The sequence below is a fragment of the Psychrobacillus sp. FSL K6-2836 genome (assembly GCF_038003085.1).
GTDB lineage: Bacteria > Bacillota > Bacilli > Bacillales_A > Planococcaceae > Psychrobacillus.
The window spans coordinates 2631144-2653801 of the sequence record NZ_JBBOOM010000001.1; the positions used below are offsets into that span (position 1 = coordinate 2631144).

The following is a 22658-nucleotide window of genomic DNA, read 5'->3' on the forward strand; positions in this document are numbered from 1 at the left end:
TAGACAGAGAAAATCCCATGTTCCTCTATTACGAGAACATGGGATTTCATCTTATCTAAAAAATGCTTTGTCGATATTGTATTTCGATTTTTGAGTATTGATAGCGTATGTTTCGTAAATTTCACGATCCATTGCCTCTTCTACAATACAAACACTGATTTTGTACACTTCATCACGATGTTTAATCATCGGTGAAACATTGTCTTCAAAGTGTTTTTTAATACGCTGTCTAATTTTACGCGCTTTACCAACGAATAAAAGTTCATCATTCTTATTGTAGAAAAAGAAAATGCCACCTTTATCACGAGGGATTTGATGGAAGTCGATAAATCCATGAATTGCTGGGATTTCTATTTCGCCTTCTTTTAGTACTTGTTCACGTTGTGTGATGGTTACAGTTGGTTTTGGTAATTCAATTTTAATCATGCGCTCACGTCCTCTTATTGTCTATCCTTTAGTATATCAGAACTGGACTGCAATATCTATTCGAAAGGTATTTTGATGGTGGCAGGATTATTTAAAACAAGTGACGAAATTAATTACATAATACTATTTGGAGGTATGAACATGATTAGAAACATAGAAGACTTTTTAACCGATTGGCAGCATGAAAGTGATTCGACTCTGAAAATTTTAGAAGCATTGACAGATGAGTCATTACAGCAAAGAGTGTCCGAAGAAGGGCGTACCCTCGGTAAGCTTGCGTGGCATCTCGTTACAAGTATAGATGAAATGATAGGGAGAACTGGACTGCAATTTTCCGCAACTCCACATGAAACACCCCAGCCATTGACTGCGAAAGAAATGGTGGAGGCATATAGAGAGTCTAGTAATTCAATTGTTAAGGCTATAAAAGAACAATGGACGGATGAAAGCCTTATAGAAGAAAAAGATATGTACGGAGAACTATGGACAGTTGCGACCGTTTTGCAAACCTTAATCTACCATCAAATACATCACCGTGGGCAGATGACGATACTTATGCGACAAGCCGGATTACCAGTTCCGGGTATGTATGGACCATCGAAGGATGAATGGCTGGCATTTGGTGAAGAAGCACCAGAGTGATTATTGAATGCTCAAGATTTTAGGAGGATAAGATGAAAGTTTATGATTTACACTGTGATGTACTTTACAAATTAGCAAAAGCGGAGAATACTATTTCATTTGCAGATTCTCCAAAACTCCAAGCAAGTAAAAAAGCGTTGGAGGCTGGAGGAATTGCACTTCAAGTGTTTGCGGTATTTGTTTCGGAAGGATTTCCTAAGGAACAGTTATTCTTGGAGGCAATTCGTCAAATTGAGTTTTTCCACACGGAAATTGTGGGGAAGGATGACAATATTATCTCCATATATGAATGGGAGCAACTTGGATCACTAAAAGAAGGACAAATTGGAGCCGTCTTATCACTAGAAGGACTTGATATGATAGACGGAGACATGCATAAGCTGAAGCTATTACTATCTCACGGTGTGAAATTAGTCGGTCTTACTTGGAATGGAGCAAACAAATTAGCGGATGGTTCTTCCGAAGAATCTAGTACTGGGTTAACCCCATTTGGAGAAGAAGTCGTGACTTTGTTGAACGAGCAAAATATAATTGTTGATGTTTCTCATTTGAGTGAACAATCTTTTTGGGATGTTCTTCCTAAAGCGAAATGGCTGATGGCAAGTCATTCCAATGCAAAGGCTCTATGCAACTCCTCAAGAAACTTAACTGACAATCAAATAAAAGCACTAATTGCCAAAAATAGTCCTATCCATGTTGTATATTATCCACCATTTATAAATGATACTAAGAAGTCAGTAGAGATAAAGGACTTGGTGGAGCATATAGAACATATCATTTCTCTTGGTGGTAAGCATCTTGTAGGTTTAGGTTCCGACTTTGATGGGATTAGTGAATTTGTATTAGGTTTGGAAGATGCATCCAAAACACAAAATATAGTAAGAGAATTATTAGAAAGCTATACAATGGAGGAAGTTGAAGGGTTCACATCACAAAATTTCGAACGATTCGTGATGCGAATTAGCAAGGAGGCATAAATTTGGGGAGCTTACCAGATTGGTTTTTTGCAGTAGCGATTGCAGTTGTTATTTGTTTCGTTATTTTAGCGGAGTGGTGGACGCGAAGAGGGTAAAGAGTGTGCTATACTAGGTAAATGAAAAAACGTATAGGAAGAGGAATCACATGCTAACATTTGAAGAAAAAGAAGCAATTATTCAAGAATTTACGGAGCTTACTCGTAAAGAAGTATCGATGAAACGAGTAAATTATCATTACGAAAAGAGTTTATATGAAAAAACAACTGTTGTTTATCACCTTCATCCGAATGGAAATGGCTTTGTTTATGTTGGAGATCTTCCTCAATATGAAGCAGCTGACGATAAAGGGCTATTGAATATTCGTGAAGCTTCTGCTGAAGAGCTTAGAACAATTATTAAAGACTCGATTGCTTATCTTTCAACAGAGGAAGAAGAGCAGCAAGATGAGGAAATAGAAGAGGTTTGGAAAAACAAAGAAGATTCTAAGTTAACGCTATTACAAGAAGATACACTATGGAATATCTATCATGGGTATAATTTAGAGGAAAGCTTTGGATCATATAGTGAAGCAAAAACTTACCTTTTAGAAGAGGGCTTCCGTCTAGATAGCAAAAGATAAGGGGGTTCCTATTATGAAAGGGAAGTATACGGTAGGAATAGTAATTAGTATCATACTAATTGCAATTGGTGCGAGCTTTTATTTTATTATGCAGTTTTTTGAAGATAATCCTACTCAACCGCAACAACCAACAACATACACAGAGGGAATTATTATCGATATTCAAGATACCTCTATTTTAGTAATTGGTGGTTTATCAGTTGATGAGGCCAAAAATATGTCGGTGGAAGAAGCACTGGAAGCTGGTAATGACGCTATATGGTTTTCTTTGACTATGGATCAGCGTAGTCGATTAAAGTTACACGATGAAGTGAAGGTTGGATATACCACTCTTGAAGAATCATACCCTGCTCAAGGGACGGCCAAGACGATTGAAAAGATAAATGAATGATAATGAAGAACCGATATGGCGTAGATGACACTCTCGTTACATCGGTTTTTTTACTCTGTTGGGAAGCTTACAATTTCACTGGCTAAGTGTATCTAACATTAAGTTCCTTTTAAGAAGAGTTTAAATTTGAACTAGTAATTGTAGTTTGACGATTGAAAAGTTAAATGAATAAAATACTGAAGCTATCTGCCACCAGTTTCCAAAGGTGGATGGTAGCTTTGTTGTTTACTTACATGGATAAATCATGTTAGTCTATTGCTTATGTATTAGTATTGTGGAAGAAAGAGGTATGAGATGACGAAGGATCAACGAAAGAAATTATTTATATTAATGATTAATATGTTTATTGCTATTGGGAGTTTTGGTATTATTATTCCCATTTTACCTGCTTATTTAAAATCTATCGATCAAGGCGGGCTAGCGGCAGGTCTAATAATTTCCATATTTGCTGGAGCACAGCTTGTGATGTCTCCGATTGCCGGTAAATGGGCAGATAAATACGGGAGAAGAATTATGATTATCGCTGGTCTCAGCGGACTTGCTCTATCTATGTTTGTATTTTACTTCTCAGATTCTATCGGTATCTTGTATGTTTCTCGTGCCATTGGGGGAGTTGGTGCAGCGTTATTAGTTCCAGCCATTTTTGCATATGTGGCGGATATTACTTCGATGGACCAGCGTGCAAAGGGAAATAGTTTAATATCTGCTGCAATGTCCTTGGGTATAGTAGTAGGGCCTGGTATTGGTGGGTTCTTGGCGGAATTTGGCTTAAAAATGCCACTTCTCGTTTCTGCTTTGGTAGGTGTTGTGGCAGTTATCTTTTCCACTTTTGTTCTGAAGGAAAGTAAGCCAGCAGACGTAGGTGTTCCTGAGGGTAAATCAGAACCAATGATAAAAGAAATTGCACAATCATTTAAAAAGCCTTACTTTATCCCGCTTGTTATTACATTAGTAATGAGCTTTGGATTACTTGCCTATGAATCGGTTCTAGGTCTATTTGTTGATGATCAGTTCGGTGCCTCACCGCAGGATATTGCCTGGATGATCACAGCAACTGGAATTGTGAGTGTAATTATTCAATTGTTTGTGGTGGATAAAGTTGTTCGACGTTTCGGTGAAGCAAATGTGTTGAGAATCTTTTTAGGTGTAGCCGCTTTTGGTTTCCTACTTTCGATTTTAATATCGAGCTATGCATTTTTCTTTGTAATTACGATGATCATTTTCCTATCTACTTCCATTTTGCGTCCAGTGCTGACAACATTAATCTCTAAATTAGCTGGAAACGAACAAGGATTTGCGATGGGTATGAACAATGCATATATGAGTATAGGAAATGTATTAGGTCCATTGCTTGCCGGGGTACTATATGATGTGAATATTATTTATCCGTTCATATTAGGGCTAGTCGTATTAGTAATAACGACGATTGGTTCTATTATTTGGAAGGGTACGAAGAAAATAGCGTAAGAAAAGCTGCTCCTGGATATGGAGCAGCTTTTTTTGAAAGATAAGTATATAAAAATGTCCCGTGAACACTCGGTCCGCGGGACTTGAAAGAATGATTAATGCTGTGATTTCCGTTTAGCTCTTCGAAAACGACAGAAACAGGTTTTGATCTTAAAGGACTGGCCGTTTTTTTGCCCGGTTTTTATTTAATTGGAAAAACTTAATCTACTTGTATCGGAATATGTTTGAACTCGACGACATCGAATAGTCCGCTATCTGTCAGTTTTAGTTCTGGAATTACAGGAAGGCTGATAAAAGATAATGTTAAGAATAAATGGAAATCTAAATCTGGATGAAGTATATAAAGTGCTTCATGCAATTTTTCTAATTCCAGTGCGATTTCTTTAGCTGGACGATTTGTCATTAAACCTGCAATAGGTAAAGAAAGGGAGGCGAGAACCTTTCCTTCTTGGACGATAACGAATCCGCCTTGAATTTGTTCTAATTCTTGGCTGGCTTTTAACATATCCTCATCGTTCGTGCCTAAGACGATGAGATTATGTGAGTCATGTGCGATGGTAGTCGCAATAGCACCTTGCTTCAAACCGAAGCCATGTACGATTCCCAGACCTATTGTTCCGAGAGAGTGATGGCGTTCAATAACGGCAAGCTTAAGTAAATCCTGCTTTACACTTGTTGTGAATAGGCCGTTTACTACTGGAACTTTCATTACTTTTTTTTTCGTAGTAATTTGGTTTGGCATAATTTCCATAACATTAGCCGTTCCGTCATTAGTAAAAGGAATGGCAAAAGAATCTATCGACAAATTAGGCAGTTTCACTGTACTAGTTAGGCGAGTGGATGGTTCCTGTATATTGTATTCCTCCATAATCATTCCTTGATGTTGTGAAACTTTTACTCCATTTTTCCAAACGGCAATGGCTCTTAAATCATCTAAGCTTTCAACTAATAAGAAATCGGCAATATAACCAGGGGCAAGAGCTCCTTTATCGGTTAGTTGGTAACATTCAGCTGCGTTAAGTGTCGCTAACTGAATGGCCTGGAGAGGCTCCATTCCATCATTTATAGCTAGTCGGATTGCGTGATTGATGCTGCCTTCTTCGAGGAGCTCATCTAAATGCTTGTCATCTGTACAAAATAAGAATCGGCGAGCGTTATGAGTATTAACGGCAGGTAGTAGATCTCGTATATTTTTCGCTGCAGAGCCTTCTCTCATCAAGACATACATTCCTTGGGAAACTCTGTCTAATGCCTCGTCAGCAGTAACGCATTCATGATCTGTTTGAATACCTGCTGCGCGGTAACCTGTAATTTGCTCTGAGTTAAGTCCAGAGCCATGACCATCAATTATTACTTTCGCGTCCATGGCCATTTTTAGTTTGTCCATCATTTTAGACTCCGCAGATAGTACAGCGGGGAAGTCCATTACTTCTGCTAGTCCTAGAACTGCATCATTTTCAAGGAAGGGGTGCAAGTCACTTGCCTGAAGAATAGCGCCTGCGTGTTCCATAGGAGTTGCGGGAACACTGGATGGAAGCATCACATGAATATCCATTTCGCTATTTGTTGCATCATCAAGCATAAATTGAATCCCTTCCGATCCAGCTACATTGGCTATCTCATGCGGGTCCGTAATAACGGTTGTAATACCATGGGGGAGTAATATACGACCAAATTCAGCAGGAGTGACCATGGAAGATTCTATATGAATATGTCCGTCTATCAATCCGGGAATGACATACTTTCCTTCTGCATCTTCTTCGAGCACAGCTTCATAACTTCCTGTAGCATCAATTGCAACAATCATGCCATCCGAAACTACTATGTCTGCCTTTATCCATCTTAGTGAAAATACATCTGCAACAGTAGCATTTCGAAGGATAAAATCTGCAGATTGTTTTTGTTGTGAAACAAGAATCCTTTTCTCAAGTTGCTCTTTTTCTATAGTCATTAAATTGTACTCCTTTTTTGAATAGTTCTACACATTATACTGGTGTTCAGTAAAAACAGGAAGTTATAATATGGGTAGGATACATAAAGGAGGAAATTTTATGGTTTATCGTAAAACCAAGTATGCAAATATAGCGATTGCTTTACTTTTCCTAGTTCTTTCTACCAACTTTTTAATCTACCAATCCTCTGTACAGGACTATTTGTCTCTGCAACTCAATACTGGTGCTGTAGTAGGATCACTAATTGATTTAGCCATTGTAGTGCCACTTTTAATGTATGCAGCCTTTAAATTATCCATCAAGCAAACAATTGGAATAATCGTGGCTGGTCTAGTTATAGCAAGAATATTCATACCTAACGAGTTTTTTTCCCCGTTTACTGGAATACTTTACGCAGGCATCGTAATAGAGATGCTATTAATAATCGCAGAAATGATATTAATCTTTTTAGTCATTTGGAAAATACCCAAAATTCGATTACAAATGAAACAAGCGAATGAGGGAGTATTATTCAGTTTACTTCCATCGGTTGAAAAAATAGTGACTAAAAATATATTAATTCGGGTTGTGATGTCCGAATTTCTAATGATGTATTATGCATTTTTTTCATGGAAGAAGAAAGCTCCTAATCATGAAGGTGTTGTAACAATGCATAAAAAAACAAGTGCAATTGCCATCCATATGATGCTGATTCATGCAATTCTTATTGAAACAATAGGGCTCCATTGGTGGTTGCATGATAAATCCCTTATCCTATCAATTATATTATTAATCTTAAATATATACTCAGTGTTCTTCTTTTTGGCAGAAATTCAAATTATGAAATTATATCCTTTGGAAGTTAAAAACGGAAAACTGTATATTTCACAGGGTCTTAGCACCAGAATTATTGTTCCTCTTAACTTGATCAAAGAAGTAAACTGGGGAGCAAAAGTTCCAAATAAGAATACGGTACAGTTTGTATATAAAGATTTTGAACCTGTTGAACCGCAAGCAATTATACACCTCAGTATGCCAATTGAGGTAACAATGTTTATGGGGATGAAAAAAAGTATAACCGAATTTGCAATTCGTGTAGATGAACCGGACCGACTGAAGTTAATTCTTTCAAATGAAGAGGATACTAATCATTTGACCTAGAAATAAGCATCCGTTATAATTATCTCAAATTCAAGATAATTGAAAGGGAGTTATAACATGAACCATGTTTTTTATAAAGGTGAGGATTCCTCGCGACCAACACTATTACTTTTACACGGAACAGGTGGAAATGAGCATGATTTAGTTGGCCTTGGTAAAGAAATAGATACGGCCGCTAATATTTTGAGTGTGCGCGGAAATGTTTTAGAAAATGGAATGCCACGATTCTTTAAACGTTTAGCGGAAGGGGTCTTTGATTTAGAAGATTTACAGCTTAGAACGGAAGAATTGAAAAAATTCATCGATGAAGCAGCGGTAAAGTATGAATTTGATCGAGATAATGTAGTGGCGATTGGTTATTCCAACGGTGCCAATATTGCTGCAAATATTTTATTTGAATATGAAAATGTACTGAAGGGTTCCATTTTACATCACCCAATGGTTCCTAGACGTGGTGTAGAATTACCGGATATGCCAAAAACTCCTGTATTCATCGGAGCTGGTAAAAATGATCAGATGTGTCCAGCAACAGAATCAGAGGATCTACAGGACTTGCTGCAAGGAGCGGGAGCAGAGGTAGAGCTTTACTGGCATGCATATGGTCACCAATTAACTCAAGATGAAGTGCAAGCAGCGAAACAATGGTACCAGTCGAAATTCTAAAAAATATAGCCAAGCAGACTCGCTCTGCTTGGCTTTCTACATACTGGGAGTGATTTTCTATGGAAAAGTTATCTGTTAAGCAAGTAAACATCTTACTACACCATTACTTGACAAGTTAATGTAGTTTTTTTGCTTTATAAGGCCCTTTTCTAAAAGGAAGCCACCAGTTCCATTTACCGAAAAGCTTCATTAAACTTGGAACAAGCAATAACCTAATGATAGATGCATCTATCGCTACGGCAATCGCAATACCAACACCAATCTGTTTAACAGGCATTACCTCTGTAAATGCAAAGGCTCCCGTTATAACAATCATGATTAGGGCTGCAGATGTAATGATCTTACTTGTTGAAGTCAAACCATCAACAGTTGCTAATGTATTATTTTGGTGCTTTAAATATTCCTCCTGTATACGAGAGATTAAAAATACCTCGTAGTCCATACTTAAACCAAATACGAGACTAAATACAATAACAGGAATGATTAATGCAATCGTAGTTTCTTCGATTCCAAAATGTCCATATTGGAATATATATACGAGAATTCCAAAAGTGGAAGCTAGACCAATGATGTTCATAATAATCGCTTTCAATGGTATTAGAATAGAACGGAACGCAATCATTAAAATGATAAAAGTAGAGCCTAAAATAATTGCTAATAGCCAACCTACTTTGTCGAATATTTCATCAAAAATTTCTTGATTGAATTTAGGTTGGCCACCTAGCTTAAAGTCGACGCCTAAATCTTTTTCTGACCATTCTCGTACCCAGTCCTGTGCCTCATCGGAAGAACCGTTTAAATTTAGGGTTACTGGTACTAGTAATTTATTGTCTTGAACAAATGTATCTATTAAAGGTGTTAGTTGAGCTTCGACTTCTGGCACCATTAAGCTTTGTTCCCATTGCTCTACGGTTGGGATCTCACTTACTGTGAAAATTGTATTAACCGACTTGACATAATTATCTGCGAGTAACTCATTTTCTATGTTTTTTATGTCCTCTAAGCCAGCAGTATTATCCCAGCCATCTGATCGATCGGCAATCATGTAAACAGTGGACTGTTCGCCTAAACCAAATTGTTGGTCCATTAGCTCATAGGCTTCTCTAGAATCATAAGACTCTGGAAGGGAGTCCACTTGAGGAATAGTCAATTCCATATTCTTTACTGGTATTATCCCAATTCCTAAAATAATTAATGCAACAAGTATTAATGTGACAGGACGTTTCATAACAAACGAGGCGAAGTTGCGCCATCTAGTTGTAGCACCTGGTTTTACACGAATAATCGTCCATTTGTTGATACGTTCTTTTAAAAGCATTAATAGAGCGGGGAGCAAAGTAATAGACGCCAATACCGCAATAGTTACGACGAGCATTCCACCTAATGCAATGTTTTGGAATATCTCGACTTGCATGACAAGCATTGCTCCTAAACCTATAAATACACATATTGCAGAGAATATGATGGATCGTCCAGCTGTTTGAATAGCAGTTTGTACTGCATCTGCTATCGAATTCTTAGCAAGCTCTTCTTTATAGCGATTGATGAGTAATAGGGCAAAATCGATGCTTAATGCCAATCCAAGCATCGGGATAATGTTCATAACAAAAATCGACAAATCCATCGTCTCACTAAATAAGGTCATCACTCCGAAAGCGGAGACCACCGTTACAATTCCAATGGCAAGTGGGATAAACGCTGCAACGACACTACCAAATGCAAGTAGTAATACAATAATAGCTATCGGTAAGCCTATTGCCTCTGCACTAGCTAAGTCTTTTTGACTGGCACTATTAATGTCTTTGTTAATAGCAGCACCACCTGTCAACGTAACTCCTTGCTCTCCGTCAATAGCTTCCCTGATGTCATCAACTGCACCAGTCATATCAGCATCGGAGTCGAAGTGGAGCATGGCATAGGCAACATGATCTTTATATAAAGAGTCATCCTCTAAAGGAGATTGAATAGACTCTGCAAGATTTAGCTGTTCTATCTCATTTAATGTGTCTTCGATCGTACTATTGGAGGTTTGATCAAAAACGACAAATAGGGACTCTGCTGGAAAATCAAATGTTTTCGTTAATTCCTCCATCACTTCTGCATGTTCTCCGTCTGTACTAAATCCATCGCCCTCTAATAGACCTGGCAAACGAATAGCCAACACTGCCAAAATTACAAATATAAGTAACCAAATACCTAATATCGCCTTATAGTGACGTGTCACTATATTGGACAAGCCTGTCATAAAATTCCTCCTCAAATAAAGCCTAGTTACATTGTAAAACAAAGTGATATAAAGATACTAATATAATGATAGAATATGAGTAGTAATTCTACAGGAGGGATTCCATTGAAGGTAGCAGCACCAAAAATATCAAAATCATTGCAAGAGCTTGATGTGCAAAAAGCACTTTTAGAAGATTATTATGTATCAGATGGACTAGTTACTGAGCTGGAGTTAGATGAGGAGCAAGAGGATAAAATTGTTTTTGATCAAATTTATTTTCGGGATATCTCTATGGAAGGTGTCCGTTTTCAGCAAGTAGAGTTTGTTGACTGTATTTTTGAAAAATGTGACCTATCCAATGTCGATTTTGGGAACGCGGTATTCCATCGAGTAGAAATCCTGAGCTCGAAGCTAGTAGGAGCCAATATATCCCAAAGTAGAATGACCGAAGTGAAGATAGTAGATTCGGTTGCAAACTATGTGAGTATGAGTTTTTCTAAATTGAAAAAAGTATCCTTCTCTAAAATTGCATTCAACCGTGCGGATTTTATAGAGGCTACATTTGATAAGGTGAATTTTGAAGGCTGTGAATTAAATGAAGCGAATTTTACAGATACTGCTTTATCTGGAGTCGATTTAAGTTCGAATACGTATGAACAACTATCCGTATCATTAGATAAAATGCAAGGTTGTACGGTCTCCACGGAACAAGCAATCGGCTTTGCAAAATCACTGGGTTTAAAGATCAAAGAATAAAGAGCGGTCTGTTGTTATACGAGAGTGTACAGGTCCTATGCGAGAGAGATTTGCTGTTATACGAGAGCGAACTGGTTCTATATGAGAGAGACCTTGCTATACGAGAGTAATCAGCTCCTATACGAGAGCGTGCATGTTATACGAGAGTAATCCACTGATATACGAGAGAACCCGTACCATTCATAGCTATCCAAACAAAAAATAATCCCTTGTCCGCAAAGACAAGGGATCATTACATTAGAAGAATAAATTTAATACTTGGAATATAATACCCGCCATAACAGCTGAAATAGGTAAAGTGATAATCCACGTTAAGACAATTTTTTTAGCAACTCCCCATTTTACACCCTTCACACGTTGTGCTGATCCAACCCCCATAATAGCGGAAGAAATAACATGTGTAGTGGAAACTGGTAAATGAATAGTGGTAGCACCGAAAATAATCATTGCAGAAGACAAGTCAGCAGCTGCCCCGTTAATAGGACGTATTTTCATAATTTTACCACCAACAGTTTTAATAATTTTATACCCACCAATAGAAGTACCAAGGCCCATTGCAGTAGCTGCAGCAATACGAACCCATAATTGAATATCGTCATTTGTTTGCCATTCGGCTGCGATTAAAGCCATTGTAATAATACCCATCGCTTTTTGCGCATCGTTCGTACCATGCGTAAAGGATTGAAGGGCAGCCGTACCAATTTGGAATATACGGAACCTCTTGTTTGTCCCATATAAACTCCCGTTTTTAAAAATAACTTTAAATAATGACATCATTAAAAAGCCGACAGCAAGGGCTAAAAATGGTGAAATGAGTAACGCTTGAATGATTTTGATGAAACCTTCCCAGTTCAAAATTGCAAAGCCAGCAGATGAAACTGCCGCTCCGGCGATAGAGCCGATTAACGTATGAGAAGAACTGGAAGGAATCCCGAAATACCATGTAACTAGATTCCAGATAATCGCTGAGAGTAATGCCGCTAAAATAATAAGCGAACCATTTTGCAAGGCAAAAGGATCCACAATATCTTTTGTAATCGTTTTAGCTACTCCAGTAAATGTTAAAGCACCAACAAAGTTCATTATTGCTGCCATTAGTACAGCCACTCTAGGCTTTAGAGCTCTTGTTGATACGGATGTGGCAATGGCGTTTGCTGTATCATGAAATCCATTGATAAAGTCAAATGCAAGAGCAAAGACTACTACTAGAATGGTTAATATAAATATTGTTTCCATAAGCGTATACTCCTACGCATTTCGCATAATAATTGTTTCCAACGTATTAGCTACGTTTTGGCAATAATCAGCGATTTCTTCTAGTTGTTCATATATATCTTTGAATTGAATAATGCGTATAGGATCTTTTTCGTTCAAGAATAATTGTTTAATCGATGAGCGAAGCACCTCATCACATTTTCTTTCATAATCTTTTATAAGTATAGAATGTTCATGCATTTTCAGAAGTTTTTTAGTAGCTAAGAGTTCCATCGCTTTAACGATTTCATCCGTGCTTTTCACAATATAACCTAAGAATGTGCGCATAGATTCATCAATTTCAATCAATGAAAACATTTCCAAGTGAGCTGTGAAATTATCAATACCATCCAAAATGTCATCCATACGAATCGCAAGTTCAAGAATATCTTCACGTTCAATTGGTGTCATAAAGGATTTATTTAACATAACGATCAATTCATGTATTAAAGTATCTCCCGCTGTTTCGTAATTTTTTAAGTGAACGCTGATTTCTTTTAAATCTGCAACCGTATTAATACGAAAATCATCTGCATAATGAGCGCTATCACGTACGTTTTCTGCAATTTTTAATAGAGATACGAAAAATGGATCTGGTTTTTTTGAACTAATCATAAAAGCCTCCTGGACTTAATTAATATGTTTACTTTTTCCTCAAATAGCATACCAAAAAAAATACAAAATCAACACAATTTTTACTCTAGATTATCGAAATTTACAATACTGTAACATTAGAACTCGAAAATAGAACAAATAAGCCCATTTTTAGTCGAAAAACGTCGTTTTTTGTCAGAATTGATAGAATTTAAATGTAATTGAAACGATGAATTACATTGCTATTATAAAAAAGGAAATATATGAAACTTTCTGAAAGTATTTCCGTATATATTACTAAGTTAACTTTAAACGTGGAAAGGGGTGAGTGAAATAGAACAAGTCTATTTATATGGATTAATCGGTATAGGTTTAATCACTATTTTGTATGTGTTGTTTGCAGATGCAATCGATGGAATGGATGGCGGCATTTTCAATCCGACAACGATTCTTTCTTTCTTATTATTTATATGTGCATCCGGTTTTATACTATTAAAACTAACGGATTGGGACGAGAAATTTGTTATTATGGCAGCTCTCATTATTTCTAGTATATTAACTTTCTTACTTTACTTCTTTATATTAGTTCCGCTTGCATCAGCAGAGGTTTCCACAGCATATACAAACGAATCTCTGCAAGGTCAAGTTGGAAGAGTCATAATTCCGATACCATCAGATGGGTTTGGAGAAATAGTAATAGAAACGGTAAGTGGAGTAATTTCTAAAAGAGCAGCAGGCTATGACAATGAAGAAATTGAGTACGATAAACAGGTACTTATCATAGATTTTGATAATGGAACTTTTTTAGTAAAGGAATACTTACCGTTAGTATAGATAAAAGGGGGAATTAGAAATGCAAATGGAAATGTTGATAGTTATTGGGATAGTAGTGTTTGTTATAGTTGCAATGTTAGCTGTTTTTATTACAAAATATCGTACGGTAGGACCAGATGAGGCGCTAATTGTAACAGGGAGCTATTTAGGATCTAAGAATGTCCATACAGACGATTCTGGTAATCGCATTAAAATTATTCGTGGTGGAGGTACATTTATATTTCCAGTGTTCCAACAAGCTGAACCGCTAAGCTTACTTTCTAGTAAATTAGAAGTTACTACACCAGAAGTATATACTGAGCAAGGTGTTCCTGTAATGGCGGATGGAACGGCAATTTTTAAAATTGGTGGTTCTATTTCGGAAATCGCTACTGCTGCGGAACAGTTTTTAGGTAAATCAAAGGCAGACCGTGAAAACGAAGCGAAGGAAGTATTGGAAGGTCATCTACGTTCTATCTTAGGCTCCATGACCGTAGAGGAAATTTACAAAAATCGAGATAAATTTTCGCAGGAAGTACAACGTGTAGCCTCCCAGGATTTAGCGAAAATGGGGTTAATCATTGTATCTTTTACAATTAAAGATGTACGTGATAAAAACGGATATTTGGACTCCCTAGGAAAGCCGAGAATTGCGCAAGTTAAGCGTGACGCGGATATCGCAACAGCGGAGGCAGAAAAAGAAACACGTATTAAACGTGCAGAAGCCTCTAAGGATGCGCAGAGAGCTGAAATCGAAAGAGCAACAGAAATTGCTGAAGCGGAAAAAGACAACCAACTGAAGGTTGCGGAATATCGCCGTGAGCAAGACATTGCTAAAGCTCGTGCTGACCAAGCATATGAACTTGAAACTGCACGGTCAAAGCAAGAAGTAACCGAGCAAGAAATGCAAATTCAAATTATTGAACGTCAAAAGCAAATAGAGCTAGAAGAAAAAGAAATTCTAAGAAGAGAGAAGCAATATGACTCTGAAGTGAAGAAAAAAGCCGATGCAGATCGTTATGCTATTGAACAAAATGCAGAAGCTTCTAAGTCACGTGAGATAGCAGAGGCAGATGCAGAGAAGTATCGAATTGAAGCAAAAGCAAAAGCGGATGCAGAGAAGGTTCGTTTAGATGGTCAAGCAAAAGCGGATTCACAACGAGCACAAGGGGAGTCAGAGGCCGATGTTATTCGACTTAAAGGACTTGCAGAGGCAGAAGCAAAACGTAAGATAGCTGAGGCTTTTGAAATGTACGGTCAAGCGGCTGTTCTCGATATGATTGTTCATATGCTTCCTGAATACGCTAAGCAAATTGCTAGTCCACTTTCAAATATCGACAAAATTACGGTTGTCGACACTGGTGGCGGAGAGGGTGGAGGGGCCAACAAAGTCACCTCTTATGCAACGAACTTGATGTCTACTCTTCAAGAAACGCTAAAGGCCTCCTCTGGAATCGATGTAAAGGAAATGCTAGAAAGCTATGCGGGGAAAGGAAATGTTCGTCCAAGTATAGAACGGTTAACGGAAGAAATAAAAAGTATAAATGAAACTCCATAACGTTTTAAGGCAAAAAACCTATGAAAATATTCATAGGTTCTTTTTATTGTATTTCATTTAAGTTGTTTGAATTGTATAATAAAAGCAGATAAAGCAGAATGTTGTCATAAGTATAGGGGGTAAAATATGCTAACAGTTGAACAGATAAAGGATATACGGATGAAAGCATATCTTCCAAGAGTATTTACAGATCAATCGGTTACTACATTTCTTGGAAGTGCAGAAAATATTTCTTACTCTTTATACACATTGTTTCCTAATACAACTACTTGGTTCTATTATAACTCAAATAATTCTGCTGATTTTGTGGAGCGTTATACAATTTTAAATGGTGTTTTAGAAATAGAGCTGGATGGTCAAAAGTCGACACTGCATAGAGGTGATGTAATTGATTTAAATGAGTGCGGCGGGATTATCACTTGTAATACAGAATCACATGTGGAGATATTATTTGAAATGACTTCCTCGAGATTTGATAAAAGCTTTTCAGAGCGTGAGATAATTCAACGAGATGCTAAGCGAATTCAAGAAGTGGACGGGTATACTTATCATCATTGCTCACGAATCTGTGATTATTCTATTGAACTATGGAAAAGAATGAAACCAAAAGGACAAGGGGTTGCTATTCTAACGGTGGGTTCCTATTTTCACGATATTGGTAAGCTAGCAATCCCTATAGAAATATTGAACAAAACGGGTAAACTAACAGAAGATGAATGGAAAGTCATTAAAATGCATACAACTTTAGGGGCAGAGATGATGCGCAATCATGAAATAGAGCGAATGCGTAAAGCCGCTTTTATTGTAGAAGAACATCATGAAAGGTATGATGGAAAGGGATATCCATATGGTTTAATAGGGAATGAAATTTCCATAGAAGCTTCTATCGTTTCGGTGGTGGATGCATTCGATGCAATGACCACGAATCGGGTATACCGTAAGGCAATGACGACTGAGGAGGCCATTCAAGAGATGAAAGATGGAAGAGGCACTCAATTTCACCCTGAGGTAGTGGATGAATTTTTGGCAATGCTTGAAGAAAAACAAAATAAATGGATTTAAAAGGAGCGAGGTTAATGTCTTATCGTATTGAGCATGACTCTATGGGGGAAATTAAAGTTCCAGAAGATAGTCTTTGGGGAGCACAAACGCAAAGATCCAAACAAAACTTTAAAATTGGTATAGAAAAGATGCCAATTGGGGTAGTTCATGGTTTGGCCCTTTTAAAAAAATCTGCAGCAATCGTTAGTCATTCGCTAGGAAACCTATCAGAAGCAAAAAAAGATGCTATCGCAGAAGCAGCAGATGAAATACTAGCTGGGAAACTAGATGCGCATTTTCCGTTAGTTGTTTGGCAAACAGGTAGTGGTACACAATCTAATATGAATGTAAATGAAGTTATCGCTCATAGAGGAAACCAAATACTTGAGGAAAAGGGGAGCGAAGAACGTCTTCATCCTAACGATGATGTGAACAAATCACAAAGCTCTAACGACACCTTCCCAACAGCGCTTCATATCGCAGGAGTACTTGCAGTAGAGAACCAGCTACTACCAGCAATTGGTGTATTGAAGGAAACGCTGGGCAAAAAATCCGAACAATTTATGGACATTGTCAAAATCGGTCGTACACATTTACAGGATGCAACACCTCTTTCACTTGGACAAGAGTTTAGTGGATGGCATAGAATGTTAGAAAAATCAGCGAAAATGATTTCACAAAGTGTAGAAGATATGAAGGAGCTTGCAATCGGTGGAACAGCTGTTGGTACAGGATTAAATGCGCCAAAAGGCTTTGGTGACCAAGTGGCGGCTGAAATTTCTAAAGCTCTAGGAATCGAATTTACATCAGCCAAAAACAAGTTCCATTCTTTAACAAGCTATGATGATGTTGTTTACGTCCACGGGGCAGTAAAGGCATTAGCAGCTGACTTGATGAAAATTGCGAATGATGTTCGCTTACTAGCAAGTGGTCCTCGCTCGGGAATTGGTGAAATCTCAATACCGGAAAATGAACCAGGAAGCTCCATTATGCCAGGTAAAGTAAACCCAACCCAAAGTGAAGCAATGACAATGGTTGTTGCACAAGTAATGGGTAATGACACAACCATCAGCTTTGCAGCAAGCCAAGGGAATTATCAATTGAATGTATTTAAACCAGTTATCATTCACAATTTCTTACAATCAGTTGGGTTATTAAGTGATGCCATTCTAAGCTTCAATAATAATTGTGCAGTTGGAATTGAACCTAACCTAGATACGATTAAGCATCACGTAGATAACTCACTAATGTTAGTAACTGCGTTGAATCCATATATTGGATATGAAAATGCAGCTAAAATCGCAAAACATGCCCATAAAAACGGAACAACATTAAAAGAGGCGGCAATCGAATTAGATCTTCTGACTGCTGATAAATTCGATGAAATTGTCCGACCTGAAAATATGATTTAAGAGGTAATTATGAAAAAAATATTATTTATTCTATTAAGCTGTATATTAGTGCTATCGGCATGTGGTAAGGAAAATGAGCAAGAAAATCATGAAGAGCACGAGGGTCACGTAGGTCATTTAGAAAATGGCGATTTGCAAGAAACTACAGCATCAACAGATGTTTTGCCAGCTTTCTTAGAAACACAGTCCGAGGACATGAAGCTTGTCTATCAAGCCGCTGCAAAGGCAAATGATGTGCTAAAGTGGATGCCTTGCTATTGTGGCTGCGGAGATAGTGCAGGTCACGAAAGTAATTTCAACTGCTTCGTTCATGAAATAAAAGAAAATGGGGAAGTCGTTTGGGATGATCATGGAACTCGTTGTGCAGCCTGCCTAGAAACGGCTATCACATCCATCCAGATGATCCAAGAAGGAAAGTCACTAGTAGAAATTCGTAATACAATCGATGAAACATATAAGGAAGGGTATGCGGCACCAACCAAAACACCAATGCCTTCATAAAAAAAAAACTGCTCCTTTTCACATATTGTGAGAAGGAGCGTTTTTTGTGAGTGTTATTTTGAAAATCGGTTAAATCAGTCCGATTATTGGTTGGATAAGCAAGTAACCGGCTGAATATAAATGATAATCGTTCGAATATCATTGGAATCACTTAATATAATAATCACTAATTAACTCTTCCTTTATAACATCCGTTGGTATTTCAAATGTAATAACGCCCATACTACCTGGCGCCACTTCATATTTATCGAAGGAAATGGTTAGCTTATGATCTGAAGTAATAGAGAATGTTTGGTCTGGTCGAATGGTATCAAAACCATCAAAACTATCTTCTTCACCGGCAATCCAGTACATGTTCATTTCATCTGCAGCCATTTCTTTTTTCATTTCACCCTTAATATACGTGGAGATTGTCTCGATGTATCCTTTGTCGTCTTTAAATAGACTAGGTAATGTGATAAGGACTTCATTTTTTTTATCAATCGTATCTATCCTCATCGTTGTAGATGAAGAACCTACTATATTCACTGCGTAGCGGCTAATCGATAGAATCTCATCTGTATCCGTCACTACTTCATACGTAGATGCGACACCAAGATGACCACCGCCCGCTTCCTTCAAAGCCTCCATCTCTTTTTGGAAGCCTTCATAAAGTTCTTTGTTTTCTGCAATATATTTTTCATTTAGACTATTTTCTAATTCTTTATTAGTTAGTCCAGTTACATTTGGTGTTTTCAAGTCCGCGTTATATGTGTCCTCTTCTATAGTTATTTCTTGTATCGAAACGACTTGAACGATGGATCCAAGAATAGGCACTACGGAAAGTGATTGGGCAAGGGCAGGGTTCATATTAACGCTTGCTACAAAGATTGCTGCAGCTGCAACAACTCCAATTCCAAACTTTTTGAAAGACGGTTTTTTCTTCGATTGTTCTCTTTTTACAGTTTGAACGGATTTACTTACTACTTGCTTTAGCTCTGTTGGTATTTCAATATCATTATATTGTTTTTTAGAATCATTTAATTTACTCATACTTTCACCTTCTCTTCCATATTGGTGCGTAATTTCCTTAAAGCAGCATATAATCTTGTTTTGATTGTGTTTTGGTTTACACCAAGCATCTTCGCAATATCCTCTATTTTCATATCCTCAAAAAAACGAAGGATAATTAGAGTTTTCTGTTCCGGTGTTAAATGATCGATTGCCTCGTACAGGTCGATATCTGGTACATCCATTTCCTGGGATGGTAAATGAAAGTCTAAAACTTCATCCTCCACTACAACCATTCGTTTGTTTTTATGAATAAAATCTATGGAAGTATTTATTAATATACGATAAAACCACGTTTTCAAATATTGAGTTTGCTCAAGAGAATCAATCGATCTTAAAGCTTTCATAATACTGTCTTGGATAATATCCAAGGCAGATTCCTTATTTTTTACATAGCTATAGGCCAGCCGATAATGGGCATGTTGGTTTTCAACTATATAATTTTCCACTTGCTGAAACTTTTCTGATTTTGTCATGACAGGGGTGTGCTCCTTTTTCTAACTGTAACGTTCGAACGTACTAAATATTAGACGGGGTTGGCTGAAAGAAAGTTTGCCTTTTATTAATTTAAATGATAAAGCTTCTGCTTGACGAAAATTACTTCAACTGTTATGGTTATACACATAAGTATATAACCATATAAGTGATAAGGAGAGAGGTTTTTGTAGTGAGCACAATTTTCGACCATGACAAACCGATCTATTTGCAAATACGAGAAAAAATCGAAGATCAAATTGTAAACGATCAATTAAAAGAGGGGGAGCAGGCACCTTCTACGAATCAATTGGTTAGCTTTTACAAGATTAATCATGCAACCGTATCAAAAGGGGTCAATCAATTAGTAGAAGAAGGAATATTATTTAAAAAAAGAGGGATAGGGATGTTCGTAGCAGAAGGAGCTAAAGGGATGCTAGTCCAAAAACGGAAAGACGCATTCGTAGATGATTATATCGTGGGTCTAGTGAGAGAAGCCGAGAAATTAGGTATAACCGAAAACGAAATCGTCGAGCTATTAAGCAAAGTGAAAAGGAGTGATTCTCAATGACTTTAAATGTTTCAGTAAACAATTTAGGCTTAACCTATGGTTCCTACTCCGCATTAAAGGATGTTTCGTTCATGCTAAATGAGCCAAAAGTTTACGGGCTATTAGGTAGAAATGGTGCTGGAAAAACATCTCTACTTTCTATCTTGGCTTCATTCCGCGAGCAAACAAGTGGAACTGTCACAATAGGTGGCGAAGCCCCATTCGAAAATGCGGAAATAATGCAACATGTATCTTTCATCTTCAATAAAGACTATAAAGAGGAATCAGATAATGTAAAAGAAACACTAGAGTATGTAGCGCGATACCGTTCACAGTTTGATGCAAAGTACGCTGACTATTTAGTGCAAAAGTTCAAACTCCCGTTAAAAAAACCAATAAAAGAATTCTCAAAGGGTATGCAGTCTGCGCTAAACGTAACGATTGGCCTAGCAAGCAGGTCCCCGATTACGATATTTGATGAGGCCTACCTTGGGATGGATGCCCCAACTAGAGATATATTTTACCGTGAATTGTTAGAGGACCAATCAAACCACCCGCGCATCATTATATTATCTACACATCTTGTATCCGAAATGGATTACTTGTTTGATGAAGTAATCATTTTGCATAAAGGAAGTATTGTATTGCAAGAGGATTTTGAGTCACTAATAACAAAAGGGTCCTCCATTACAGGTGCGACCGAGATTGTAGATGAATTTGTACGCCCGATGAAACAGTTAAATACTCAACAATTGGGGAATACGAAGTCCGTTATGGTATATGGAGAACTGAATGATCGTGACCGAAAAGCGGCTCAGCAAAAGGGACTTGAGGTTGGTCCAATTTCACTTCAAGATCTGTTTATACATTTGACAGAGGGGGATGACTAAGTTGAAAAAAGCATCGATTTTTCCGAAGGTAGCAACAGATTTGTTCTGGGTCCAACTATTTTGGGCATTTGGCTTCTTAGGAATAATGTTCGCAATTCATATAGTAAAAATAGTCTTAGCTATTAACAATGATAATGATATAGAATTGTATTTTGTCTCGACATTTGTAGCGTCTAATATATTCATGCTTGTAGTGGGTATAATTTCATCATATGGCTTTTTGCCTCACTACGTCAGTAATGGTGTAACAAGAAAAGATTATTTTAAAGGAGCAGCACTTGCTTCTATAGGGCTTTCTATTGCGCTTCCAGTGATTTCAGGTATAGTCTCTGTAATTGAATTACTTGTCTTGAAAATATTTAATATGTCTACTATATTTTCGACGACTTTTGGAGAAAAAGTCGACGTAGAGGACGATGGAATTATTAGTGAAATCATTCAATCCATTATTATAGCTCCTTATGTCGACCCTCAAAGTAGCTGGTTGTTAGCGATCTTCATCGTTACTTTAAACCTTTTAACGTTTTATCTACTAGGTTGGTTAATAGGAAGTGCTTTTTATCGTTTTGGTGTTGTAATCGGGATAGTGTTTATCGCAATTTCAATTGTCTTGGTCCTTTTAGAGAATGCATTATTAAGTATAGGGTTAGGACTTCCGGTAGCAGACAGATTCTCCTCGTACGACTTTTCGTTACCTATATCCATACTAGGAATAGTAGTAATGATAATTATAGTTCTATGGCTCATCCGCCAGCTTACGAAGAGAGTGGCTATTAAAATGTAATAAAGTGATGTGAGTGTACGAAGTGAAAACTTTGTGCACTTTTTTTATTTTAAAGGAAGAAAGTATATAAAAATGTCCTATGATTACTGGGTTCACTAAACTTTCAAGGCGGAATAATCCCTATGATTTACGTTACATGTGGACGCTTTCCGCGGGCGAGGTCGAGCCTCCTCATTCGCTACGCTCCTTGCGGGGTCTCGACTTTCTCGCTTATCCCGCTGGAGTCGCCAAATTTCACTACAATCAATTAAGTGAGTAGTACTAAGATTTAACATAGCCTCTCGCTCAGATGAAAAGAGTAGACGAGCCCGGTTAGGAATCCTATTTTAATGAAAGGAAAAAGTAGATTTTCTTTTACAAGTGTCCATTTCATCATTACTTATTTTAAGATAAAACACGTATATTTATGTGGTTTTATATCCAATTATGCGTTTAGTTAAAGTGGACCTAGTTGATTGGAGAGCAGGGCGGCGACTC

23 protein-coding genes are annotated in these 22658 nt (G+C 37.4%); 16 read left to right on the top strand and 7 right to left on the bottom strand.

Annotated elements, in window-relative coordinates:
• Positions 1-51: 51 nt before the first annotated feature.
• On the bottom strand, positions 52-426 hold the full coding sequence (locus MKY37_RS12520) for a nucleotide excision repair endonuclease (protein WP_340777550.1): 375 nt from the start codon (positions 424-426) through the stop codon (positions 52-54).
• Between the two features lie 141 nt (positions 427-567).
• Here MKY37_RS12520 and MKY37_RS12525 point away from each other — a divergent pair, with 141 nt between their 5' ends.
• The 5 genes from MKY37_RS12525 to MKY37_RS12545 all read left to right on the top strand — a co-directional run bounded on the left by MKY37_RS12525 (position 568) and on the right by MKY37_RS12545 (position 4522).
• A complete protein-coding gene (locus MKY37_RS12525; protein WP_340777551.1) occupies positions 568-1068 on the top strand; it encodes a DinB family protein in 501 nt (166 codons plus the stop codon).
• A 32-nt stretch (positions 1069-1100) separates the two neighbouring features.
• Positions 1101-2045: a dipeptidase gene (locus MKY37_RS12530; protein ID WP_340777554.1), complete on the top strand. Its 945-nt coding sequence runs from the start codon at positions 1101-1103 to the stop codon at positions 2043-2045.
• Positions 2046-2190: 145 nt separating this feature from the next.
• On the top strand, positions 2191-2664 hold the full coding sequence (locus MKY37_RS12535) for a hypothetical protein (RefSeq protein ID WP_340777556.1): 474 nt from the start codon (positions 2191-2193) through the stop codon (positions 2662-2664).
• A gap of 13 nt (positions 2665-2677) precedes the next feature.
• Positions 2678-3055 (top strand): YobA family protein, encoded by a 378-nt coding sequence (locus tag MKY37_RS12540; RefSeq protein WP_340777558.1) that lies wholly within the window; start codon positions 2678-2680, stop codon positions 3053-3055.
• A gap of 294 nt (positions 3056-3349) precedes the next feature.
• Complete coding sequence (locus MKY37_RS12545) at positions 3350-4522, top strand: MFS transporter (RefSeq protein WP_340777560.1); 1173 nt, start codon at positions 3350-3352, stop codon at positions 4520-4522.
• A 199-nt stretch (positions 4523-4721) separates the two neighbouring features.
• Here the strand turns inward: MKY37_RS12545 and ade are convergent, their stop codons facing one another.
• Positions 4722-6473, bottom strand: coding sequence for an adenine deaminase (gene ade, locus MKY37_RS12550; protein ID WP_340777562.1), 1752 nt, complete (start codon positions 6471-6473; stop codon positions 4722-4724).
• Positions 6474-6573: 100 nt separating this feature from the next.
• On the opposite strand from ade, the gene MKY37_RS12555 reads away from it, so the two are divergent.
• Together MKY37_RS12555 and MKY37_RS12560 are read left to right on the top strand one after the other, a co-directional pair.
• Positions 6574-7614: a beta-carotene 15,15'-monooxygenase gene (locus MKY37_RS12555; RefSeq protein ID WP_340777565.1), complete on the top strand. Its 1041-nt coding sequence runs from the start codon at positions 6574-6576 to the stop codon at positions 7612-7614.
• 57 nt (positions 7615-7671) lie between these two features.
• Positions 7672-8277 (top strand): alpha/beta hydrolase, encoded by a 606-nt coding sequence (locus MKY37_RS12560; protein WP_340777567.1) that lies wholly within the window; start codon positions 7672-7674, stop codon positions 8275-8277.
• A 115-nt stretch (positions 8278-8392) separates the two neighbouring features.
• Here the strand turns inward: MKY37_RS12560 and MKY37_RS12565 are convergent, their stop codons facing one another.
• On the bottom strand, positions 8393-10522 hold the full coding sequence (locus tag MKY37_RS12565) for an MMPL family transporter (protein ID WP_340777569.1): 2130 nt from the start codon (positions 10520-10522) through the stop codon (positions 8393-8395).
• Positions 10523-10627: 105 nt separating this feature from the next.
• On the opposite strand from MKY37_RS12565, the gene MKY37_RS12570 reads away from it, so the two are divergent.
• The gene (locus tag MKY37_RS12570; RefSeq protein WP_340777572.1) at positions 10628-11260 is read left to right on the top strand and encodes a pentapeptide repeat-containing protein; all 633 of its coding nucleotides are present in this window, start codon (positions 10628-10630) and stop codon (positions 11258-11260) included.
• 237 nt (positions 11261-11497) lie between these two features.
• On the opposite strand, the gene MKY37_RS12575 is transcribed toward MKY37_RS12570, so the two are convergent.
• Positions 11498-12496 (bottom strand): inorganic phosphate transporter, encoded by a 999-nt coding sequence (locus MKY37_RS12575; protein WP_340777574.1) that lies wholly within the window; start codon positions 12494-12496, stop codon positions 11498-11500.
• Between the two features lie 12 nt (positions 12497-12508).
• Positions 12509-13129: a DUF47 domain-containing protein gene (locus tag MKY37_RS12580; RefSeq protein ID WP_340777576.1), complete on the bottom strand. Its 621-nt coding sequence runs from the start codon at positions 13127-13129 to the stop codon at positions 12509-12511.
• Between the two features lie 303 nt (positions 13130-13432).
• Here MKY37_RS12580 and MKY37_RS12585 point away from each other — a divergent pair, with 303 nt between their 5' ends.
• The 5 genes from MKY37_RS12585 (at position 13433) to MKY37_RS12605 (ending at position 18433) form a co-directional block, all read left to right on the top strand.
• On the top strand, positions 13433-13942 hold the full coding sequence (locus MKY37_RS12585) for a hypothetical protein (RefSeq protein WP_340777578.1): 510 nt from the start codon (positions 13433-13435) through the stop codon (positions 13940-13942).
• A gap of 19 nt (positions 13943-13961) precedes the next feature.
• On the top strand, positions 13962-15479 hold the full coding sequence (locus tag MKY37_RS12590; RefSeq protein ID WP_340777580.1) for a flotillin family protein: 1518 nt from the start codon (positions 13962-13964) through the stop codon (positions 15477-15479).
• Between the two features lie 126 nt (positions 15480-15605).
• Positions 15606-16541, top strand: a complete 936-nt coding sequence (locus MKY37_RS12595) for an HD-GYP domain-containing protein (protein WP_340777582.1) — start codon at positions 15606-15608, stop codon at positions 16539-16541.
• Positions 16542-16555: 14 nt separating this feature from the next.
• Positions 16556-17932, top strand: coding sequence for a class II fumarate hydratase (fumC, locus tag MKY37_RS12600; RefSeq protein ID WP_340777585.1), 1377 nt, complete (start codon positions 16556-16558; stop codon positions 17930-17932).
• A gap of 9 nt (positions 17933-17941) precedes the next feature.
• A complete protein-coding gene (locus tag MKY37_RS12605) occupies positions 17942-18433 on the top strand; it encodes a PCYCGC motif-containing (lipo)protein (protein ID WP_340777587.1) in 492 nt (163 codons plus the stop codon).
• Positions 18434-18580: 147 nt separating this feature from the next.
• Here the strand turns inward: MKY37_RS12605 and MKY37_RS12610 are convergent, their stop codons facing one another.
• Together MKY37_RS12610 and MKY37_RS12615 are read right to left on the bottom strand one after the other, a co-directional pair.
• On the bottom strand, positions 18581-19465 hold the full coding sequence (locus MKY37_RS12610) for a DUF3298 and DUF4163 domain-containing protein (RefSeq protein WP_340777589.1): 885 nt from the start codon (positions 19463-19465) through the stop codon (positions 18581-18583).
• The gene (locus MKY37_RS12615) at positions 19462-19959 is read right to left on the bottom strand and encodes a sigma-70 family RNA polymerase sigma factor (RefSeq protein WP_340777591.1); all 498 of its coding nucleotides are present in this window, start codon (positions 19957-19959) and stop codon (positions 19462-19464) included. Before MKY37_RS12615 ends, MKY37_RS12610 begins: the two co-directional genes overlap by 4 nt.
• Positions 19960-20150: 191 nt before the next feature.
• Between MKY37_RS12615 and MKY37_RS12620 the strand changes: the two genes are divergently transcribed.
• Genes MKY37_RS12620 through MKY37_RS12630 form a run of 3 tightly spaced genes read left to right on the top strand, consistent with a single transcriptional unit; the run spans position 20151 to position 22181 of the window.
• The gene (locus MKY37_RS12620; RefSeq protein WP_340777593.1) at positions 20151-20528 is read left to right on the top strand and encodes a GntR family transcriptional regulator; all 378 of its coding nucleotides are present in this window, start codon (positions 20151-20153) and stop codon (positions 20526-20528) included.
• Complete coding sequence (locus tag MKY37_RS12625; RefSeq protein ID WP_340777595.1) at positions 20525-21397, top strand: ABC transporter ATP-binding protein; 873 nt, start codon at positions 20525-20527, stop codon at positions 21395-21397. Before MKY37_RS12620 ends, MKY37_RS12625 begins: the two co-directional genes overlap by 4 nt.
• A complete protein-coding gene (locus MKY37_RS12630; RefSeq protein WP_340777597.1) occupies positions 21390-22181 on the top strand; it encodes a hypothetical protein in 792 nt (263 codons plus the stop codon). Before MKY37_RS12625 ends, MKY37_RS12630 begins: the two co-directional genes overlap by 8 nt.
• The last annotated feature ends 477 nt before the right edge of the window (positions 22182-22658 follow it).

Bases quoted from the DNA above. Each gene is read 5' to 3' on its own strand.
- MKY37_RS12615 (WP_340777591.1), bottom strand. From the start codon at position 19,959: ATGACAAAATCAGAAAAGTTTCAGCAAGTGGAAAATTATATAGTTGAA.
- MKY37_RS12565 (WP_340777569.1), bottom strand. From the start codon at position 10,522: ATGACAGGCTTGTCCAATATAGTGACACGTCACTATAAGGCGATATTA.
- MKY37_RS12525 (WP_340777551.1), top strand. From the start codon at position 568: ATGATTAGAAACATAGAAGACTTTTTAACCGATTGGCAGCATGAAAGT.
- MKY37_RS12535 (WP_340777556.1), top strand. From the start codon at position 2,191: ATGCTAACATTTGAAGAAAAAGAAGCAATTATTCAAGAATTTACGGAG.
- MKY37_RS12610 (WP_340777589.1), bottom strand. From the start codon at position 19,465: ATGAGTAAATTAAATGATTCTAAAAAACAATATAATGATATTGAAATA.
- ade (WP_340777562.1), bottom strand. From the start codon at position 6,473: ATGACTATAGAAAAAGAGCAACTTGAGAAAAGGATTCTTGTTTCACAA.
- MKY37_RS12595 (WP_340777582.1), top strand. From the start codon at position 15,606: ATGCTAACAGTTGAACAGATAAAGGATATACGGATGAAAGCATATCTT.
- MKY37_RS12555 (WP_340777565.1), top strand. From the start codon at position 6,574: ATGGTTTATCGTAAAACCAAGTATGCAAATATAGCGATTGCTTTACTT.
- fumC (WP_340777585.1), top strand. From the start codon at position 16,556: ATGTCTTATCGTATTGAGCATGACTCTATGGGGGAAATTAAAGTTCCA.
- MKY37_RS12580 (WP_340777576.1), bottom strand. From the start codon at position 13,129: ATGATTAGTTCAAAAAAACCAGATCCATTTTTCGTATCTCTATTAAAA.
- MKY37_RS12625 (WP_340777595.1), top strand. From the start codon at position 20,525: ATGACTTTAAATGTTTCAGTAAACAATTTAGGCTTAACCTATGGTTCC.
- MKY37_RS12560 (WP_340777567.1), top strand. From the start codon at position 7,672: ATGAACCATGTTTTTTATAAAGGTGAGGATTCCTCGCGACCAACACTA.
- MKY37_RS12545 (WP_340777560.1), top strand. From the start codon at position 3,350: ATGACGAAGGATCAACGAAAGAAATTATTTATATTAATGATTAATATG.
- MKY37_RS12630 (WP_340777597.1), top strand. From the start codon at position 21,390: ATGACTAAGTTGAAAAAAGCATCGATTTTTCCGAAGGTAGCAACAGAT.
- MKY37_RS12520 (WP_340777550.1), bottom strand. From the start codon at position 426: ATGATTAAAATTGAATTACCAAAACCAACTGTAACCATCACACAACGT.
- MKY37_RS12540 (WP_340777558.1), top strand. From the start codon at position 2,678: ATGAAAGGGAAGTATACGGTAGGAATAGTAATTAGTATCATACTAATT.
- MKY37_RS12590 (WP_340777580.1), top strand. From the start codon at position 13,962: ATGCAAATGGAAATGTTGATAGTTATTGGGATAGTAGTGTTTGTTATA.
- MKY37_RS12530 (WP_340777554.1), top strand. From the start codon at position 1,101: ATGAAAGTTTATGATTTACACTGTGATGTACTTTACAAATTAGCAAAA.
- MKY37_RS12605 (WP_340777587.1), top strand. From the start codon at position 17,942: ATGAAAAAAATATTATTTATTCTATTAAGCTGTATATTAGTGCTATCG.
- MKY37_RS12575 (WP_340777574.1), bottom strand. From the start codon at position 12,496: ATGGAAACAATATTTATATTAACCATTCTAGTAGTAGTCTTTGCTCTT.